The organism is Actinomadura sp. (assembly GCF_044508335.1).
Lineage (GTDB): Bacteria > Actinomycetota > Actinomycetes > Streptosporangiales > Streptosporangiaceae > Spirillospora.
In genome coordinates, this window is the sequence record NZ_JBIQHY010000053.1 from 12,020 (window position 1) to 17,167 (window position 5,148).

Consider the following 5,148-nt stretch of genomic DNA (forward strand, 5'->3'; position numbering starts at 1 on the left):
GCACCCGTCACTGAAACCCGCACGGCGGTGGCGCCGGACCAGCGCCACCGCCCCCGGGCAGTGCGGCCGTCAGGGCTCCAGGTCGGTCACGCCCTTGCCGGTCCTGGCCGGCTTCGGCATGCGCCCCGCCCGGCGCGAGCCCGTCCGCCCGTCTCCTTGAGCACCCGTCACGGCCGGGTGCTGCTCCTGCGGACGATCCTCCACGGTGCGGCCGGGGACTTCAGTGGCTCCCCGAGCGCGGCCCGCGCGCAGGCCGCGCCCTGGTCGCGGAGTGACTGCGCGACCGTGGTCAGCCCGAGCTGCGCCGCCACCGCCGCGTCGTCCCACCCGGTGACCGCCACGTCGTCCGGGACGGCGAGGCCGACGGAGCGGACGGCGCGGACGACCCCGGCGGCCTGCTGGTCGCTCATCGCGGCGATCGCATCGGGCGGTTCGGCGGAGGCCAGGAGGGCCGCCGCGATCCGCTCGGCCTCGGCCGCGTCGTTGCGCGCGCACACGGCGACGGTCACGTCCTGCCAGGCGGTGCCGGCCTCTTCGGCCGCGCGCCGGTAGCCCTCCAGCCGTTCACGCGTCACCGGGAACGAGACGTCCGTGATGGCGGCTCCGCTGGTGATCGTGCTGATGCGCTCGCGGGACAGCGGGAAGCCGACCACCGCCGGACGCCGGGCACCGGCGAAGGCGAGCGCGCCCACGGCGTGCGCCGCCGCGCGGTTGTCGATGCTCACCAGTCCCAGGCCGCCGACCGCGGGCCCTCCGTGGACGACGGCGGGACGCCTGGTCCCCCGGACGGCCGCCAGGACGGGGTCGTCGTCGGAGGTCGTCCAGACGATGAACCCGTCCACGGCGGTGTCGGTGATGCGCGGCACGTCGCCCGCGGCGCCGGTGATCGGCAGGATCGTCATGCCGTAGCCCCGGCCTGCGCAGACATCGGCGATCCCCGCCATGAACGACACCGCCTGCGGGTCGTCGAACGCGTAGCTCAGGTGCTCGCCCATCACGACGCCGAGCGTGCGGGTGCTGCCGCGGCGCAGCGACCGGGCGCTGGGATCCGGCCCGGCGTAGCCGAGCCGGGCCGCGGCGGCCAGCACCTTCGACCGGGACCGCGCCGATACGCGCTCCGGCCTGTTGTAGGCGTAGGAGGCGGTCATGACCGACACCCCGGCCAGTTCGGCCACCTGCGCGAGGGTCACCCGCCTTGAGCTCGCGGACGATGCCATGGGGTCCACCCTAGCGGGTTGTGTATCGTTACACAGATGACGTCCGCCGGATCCCCCCGCCGCCTGACCGCTTCGGCGTTCGTGGCGTTCGCCGCGTTCGGCTCGTTCTGGGGCGTGTGGGGCGGGTCGGTGCCGCGGGTGCAGCAGCAGGCCGGCGTCGGCGACGGGCAGCTCGGCCTCGCACTGCTGTTCATCGGCGCGGGGGCGCTGCCGGCGATGCCGCTGGCGGGCCGCGCGCTCGACCGGTGGGGGCCGCGGGTCTCGGCCGCGGCCATCGCCGCCCTCGGCGCCGCGGGCGCCGCGGCGGCGCCGGCCTCGGTGAACCTGGTCGGTCTGTGCGCCGCGCTCGCCCTGGTCGGCGCGGCGAGCGGAGCGGCGGACGTCGCCATGAACGCGGTCGCCGGGCGCGCCGAGAGGGCCGCCGGCCGGCCCGTCATCACCCGCGCCCACGCGGTCTTCTCCAGCCTGGTCGTCCTGGCCGGCCTCGGCACGGGGCTCGCGTCGGCCGCCTCGCTGCCGCTCGCCGCGCCGTTCCTCGCCGCCGCGGCCCTCTGCCTGGCGGCCGGCGCCGCCCTGCTCGCGCATCTGCCCGCGAGGCGCGGCGCCACTGCCGGACGCGGCCGCGCGGCCGGGCCGGCGTCGCCCGGCCGGCATGGGATCGTCCCGTTCCTGCTCGTCGGAGTGCTGGGCGCGCTGTCGTTCGCGAGCGAGAACGCCCACCAGAGCTGGAGCGCGGTCTTCGCGTATCGGGAACTGCGTTCGGGCGCGGGGCTGAGCACCGTCGCGCCCGCCGTGTTCGCCGGGACGGTCGCGATCACGCGGTTCCTGATCGGCGGCCTCGGGCCCGCCCACGCGCGCACGGTCCTGCTCTGCGGCGCGTCCGCCGCCGCGGCCGGCGCGGCCGTCATCGCCGCCGCGCCCACGCTGCTGATCGCCGGGCTGGGCCTCGCGGTCGCCGCGGCCGGCACCGCGGTGCTGTTCCCGACCCTGCTGGGCCTCGTTTCGGTGAACGTCGAGGAGGCCCGCCGCGGCCGCGCGACCTCGGTCGTGACGACGGTGTCCTACCTCGGCTTCCTCGCCGGCCCCGGCTACGTGGGGCTCTGGGCGGACGCCGTGGGCCTGCGCGGGGCCATGGTCGCGGTCGCCGCCCTCGCGGCCGCCCTGCTCGTCCTCACCCCGCCGCTGCTGCGGCTCGGCGGCGGGCGCGGCGGGGAGCCGGGCCCGCCGGACGTCAGGCGGCGCGGGCCTCGGTCTCCAAGTGCACCCCGATACGGGGCGCGTCGATGATCGAGTTGTGCACCGTGCAGTTGTCGACGGCCGCCATCAGCCCATCGGTCTCCGCGTCCGTGAGCCGCGCCGGCGGGCGCAGCCGCAGGTCGATGCGCGACACCCGGACCGGGATGGTCGGGCTCATGGCGTAGCCGGCGACGACCTCCAGCCCCGCGGTGGGCAGGCTGTGCCGGTTCAGGTAGCGCCGCGCGTAGTGGGCGGCGCAGGCGGCCAGCGACGCGACGAACAGCTCAACGGGCGTGGGGCCGACGTCCATGCCGCCCGCCGAGTACGGCTGGTCCACATGTATCACGTGGTCACGGACAAGCACGGCGAAGGCGTCGTTGTCCCGGTGGACGACCAGCATCTCCCTCATCCGGACCATCTCCTCTGCTCCTGATGACGTGTGTTCCAGTCTCCGATCCCGGGGCCCGCCGGGCGTAGTGCCGAAGGTCCCGAGCGGGGAGGACACTCGGCACCGGTGCCCGCGCGCGGACAGCGGCATTGACCTGCGATGTCAGGTGGGCGGCGCTAAGCGTCCGCTGCGGGCGGGGAGGCGGGCGGCGGCTCGGGCGGAGGTTCGGCCGGAGATCCGGGCCGCGGATCGGGCGGGGGTTCCGGTGCGGGCTCGCCGCCGCCGGCGAGCACGGAGGCGACCCGGTACACGACCGCGACGACCGGCACGGCGATGACGGCCCCCGCGACGCCCGCCAGCAGCGTCCCGGCCGTGACCGAGACGACGACCACGACCGGGTGCAGGTTCAGCGTGCGTCCCATGATCAGCGGTTGCAGGAGGTGGCTCTCGGCCTGCTGGACGGCGATCACGGCGGCGAGCACCAGCAGCGCGTCGGTGAGCCCGCCGCTGACGAAGGCGATGAGCACGGCGGCGGCCCCCGCGACGATCGCCCCGGCGAACGGGACGAACGCGGCGATGAACGTCAGCAGGGTGAGCGGCAGCGCGAACGGCACCCCGATCAGCACCAGCGCGAGGCCGATGCCGAGCGCGTCCACCAGGGCGATCAGCACGATGCCGTGCACGTAGGAGACCAGCGCCTGCCATCCGGCCCGGCCCGCCGCGTCGATCTCCGGGCGGCGGTGCGCGGGCACCAGGCGCAGGATCCAGCCCCACATGCCCATGCCGTCCTTCAGCATGAAGAACAGCAGGAACAGGGAGATCAGCGCGGCGGCCGCCACCTCCGCGGCGACGCTCGCGCTGGTCATCGGGTCGGGCGAGGCGCGCCGGGCGGCCTTGACCATGCCGTCGACGATGTTGTCCAGCTGCTGCTCGCTGATCGGCAGGGGCCCGTTGACGAGCTGGTCGCGGGCCCGGTCCAGCCCGCTGGTCAGGCCGCGGCTCATCTCCCTCCACTGCCCGGCGACCTGGTCGCCGACCAGGGTGAGCGCCCCGCCGATCGCGACGAGCAGGGTCAGCAGCCCGGAGAGCGCGGCCGCCCAGGCGGGCGCCCGCAGCCGCCGCACCAGCCGGGCCACCGGCGCCACCAGCGCGGTCAGCAGCAGCGCGGCGACGACCGCCATCGTCAGCGCCATGACCTTGAACAGGACGTAGACGGCCAGCCAGACGGCGCCGGCGACCAGCAGGAGGCACGCGGCCGCCGCCGCGGCGTTGCGCAGCGCGGACGGGACGGACTCGAATCCCCTGCCGGTGGCCATCGCGCGCCACGTACCCGGTCGTCCGGTGCGCAATCGCGCGGTAGCGTCGGACGCCATGCGGGTTCATGTGGGGTGCGCGATGTGGGCGCACGCACGGTGGCAGGGGCGGTTCCTGCCGCCGTCGCTGCCCCCCGGCGAGCGGTTGCGCGCCTACGCGAGCTGGTGCGACGCGGTGGAGGGCAACACGACCTTCTACGCGACGCCGGCGCGGAGCGCGGTGGAGTCGTGGGCGGAGCAGACCGCGCCGGACTTCCGGTTCGTCGTGAAGCTGCCGAAGACGATCACGCATGAGCGGCGGCTCGCGGGGTTCGAGGCCGACCTCCGGTCGTTCCTGTGGGCGGTGGAGCCGCTGGAGTCGCGGGCGCACGCGCTCTGGGTGCAGCTGCCCGGCTCGTTCGGCCCCGGCGACCTCGGGACGCTCGCCGGGTTCCTGCGCGGGCTGCCCGCGGCGCACCGGTACGCCGTCGAGGTGCGGCACCGGGCGTTCTTCGAGGACGCGCGGTGCGCCCGCGACCTGGAGCGGGTGCTCGGCCGGACCGGGGCCGAGTGGGTCCCGTTCGACACCACGGCGTTCTTCCGGAGCCCGCCGACCAGCGACGCCGAACGGGACGCGTGGACGAAGAAGCCGCGCGTGCCGCGCCGGTCGGCGGCGCTCACCGACCGTCCCATCGTCCGCTACCTCGGGCGGGACGACGCCGAGCGCACCGCCGAGGGCTGGCGGTTCTGGGTGGAGAAGGCCGCGGAGTGGGTGCGCGAGGGGCGCTCCCCCACCGTGTTCGTCCACACGCCGGACAACGCCGACGCGCTCGCGCTCGCGCGCCGCTTCCACGGCGAGGTGCGGGCGCTGGCGCCGGAGGTCGAGCCGCTGCCGGAGCCGGTGCCGGCCGAACCGCCCACCCTGTTCTAGGTCCCGGCTCCGGGGGCCCGGCTCCGGGTCTCGTCGTTCCGGGGCTCGTCGTTCTTGGTCTCGTCGCCGGCGCCCAGCATCGCC

5 protein-coding genes are annotated in these 5,148 nt (G+C 75.9%); 2 read left to right on the forward strand and 3 right to left on the reverse strand.

Features of this window, described 5'->3' with window-relative positions; translation table 11 throughout:
- Positions 1 to 167: 167 nt before the first annotated feature.
- Complete coding sequence (locus ACIWVC_RS19005; protein WP_396448638.1) at positions 168 to 1,217, reverse strand: LacI family DNA-binding transcriptional regulator; 1,050 nt, start codon at positions 1,215 to 1,217, stop codon at positions 168 to 170.
- Positions 1,218 to 1,253: 36 nt separating this feature from the next.
- Here ACIWVC_RS19005 and ACIWVC_RS19010 point away from each other — a divergent pair, with 36 nt between their 5' ends.
- Positions 1,254 to 2,504 carry an MFS transporter gene (locus tag ACIWVC_RS19010; RefSeq protein ID WP_396448639.1) on the forward strand — a complete coding sequence of 417 codons (1,251 nt, stop codon included), beginning with the start codon at positions 1,254 to 1,256 and terminating at the stop codon, positions 2,502 to 2,504.
- On the opposite strand, the gene ACIWVC_RS19015 is transcribed toward ACIWVC_RS19010, so the two are convergent.
- Both ACIWVC_RS19015 and ACIWVC_RS19020 read right to left on the reverse strand, forming a co-directional pair.
- Positions 2,449 to 2,862: an OsmC family protein gene (locus tag ACIWVC_RS19015; RefSeq protein ID WP_396448640.1), complete on the reverse strand. Its 414-nt coding sequence runs from the start codon at positions 2,860 to 2,862 to the stop codon at positions 2,449 to 2,451. The genes ACIWVC_RS19010 and ACIWVC_RS19015 overlap by 56 nt on opposite strands.
- A 155-nt stretch (positions 2,863 to 3,017) precedes the next feature.
- Entirely contained in the window at positions 3,018 to 4,157 is a 1,140-nt protein-coding gene (locus ACIWVC_RS19020) for an AI-2E family transporter (protein ID WP_396448641.1), read from the reverse strand.
- A 55-nt stretch (positions 4,158 to 4,212) separates the two neighbouring features.
- On the opposite strand from ACIWVC_RS19020, the gene ACIWVC_RS19025 reads away from it, so the two are divergent.
- Positions 4,213 to 5,064: a DUF72 domain-containing protein gene (locus tag ACIWVC_RS19025; protein ID WP_396448642.1), complete on the forward strand. Its 852-nt coding sequence runs from the start codon at positions 4,213 to 4,215 to the stop codon at positions 5,062 to 5,064.
- Positions 5,065 to 5,148: the final 84 nt, after the last annotated feature.

What these genes read in the sequence shown, in the direction of transcription:
- ACIWVC_RS19005 (WP_396448638.1), bottom strand. Translation starts at nt 1,217, where the DNA reads ATGGCATCGTCCGCGAGCTCAAGGCGGGTGACCCTCGCGCAGGTGGCC.
- ACIWVC_RS19010 (WP_396448639.1), top strand. Translation starts at nt 1,254, where the DNA reads ATGACGTCCGCCGGATCCCCCCGCCGCCTGACCGCTTCGGCGTTCGTG.
- ACIWVC_RS19015 (WP_396448640.1), bottom strand. Translation starts at nt 2,862, where the DNA reads ATGAGGGAGATGCTGGTCGTCCACCGGGACAACGACGCCTTCGCCGTG.
- ACIWVC_RS19020 (WP_396448641.1), bottom strand. Translation starts at nt 4,157, where the DNA reads ATGGCCACCGGCAGGGGATTCGAGTCCGTCCCGTCCGCGCTGCGCAAC.
- ACIWVC_RS19025 (WP_396448642.1), top strand. Translation starts at nt 4,213, where the DNA reads ATGCGGGTTCATGTGGGGTGCGCGATGTGGGCGCACGCACGGTGGCAG.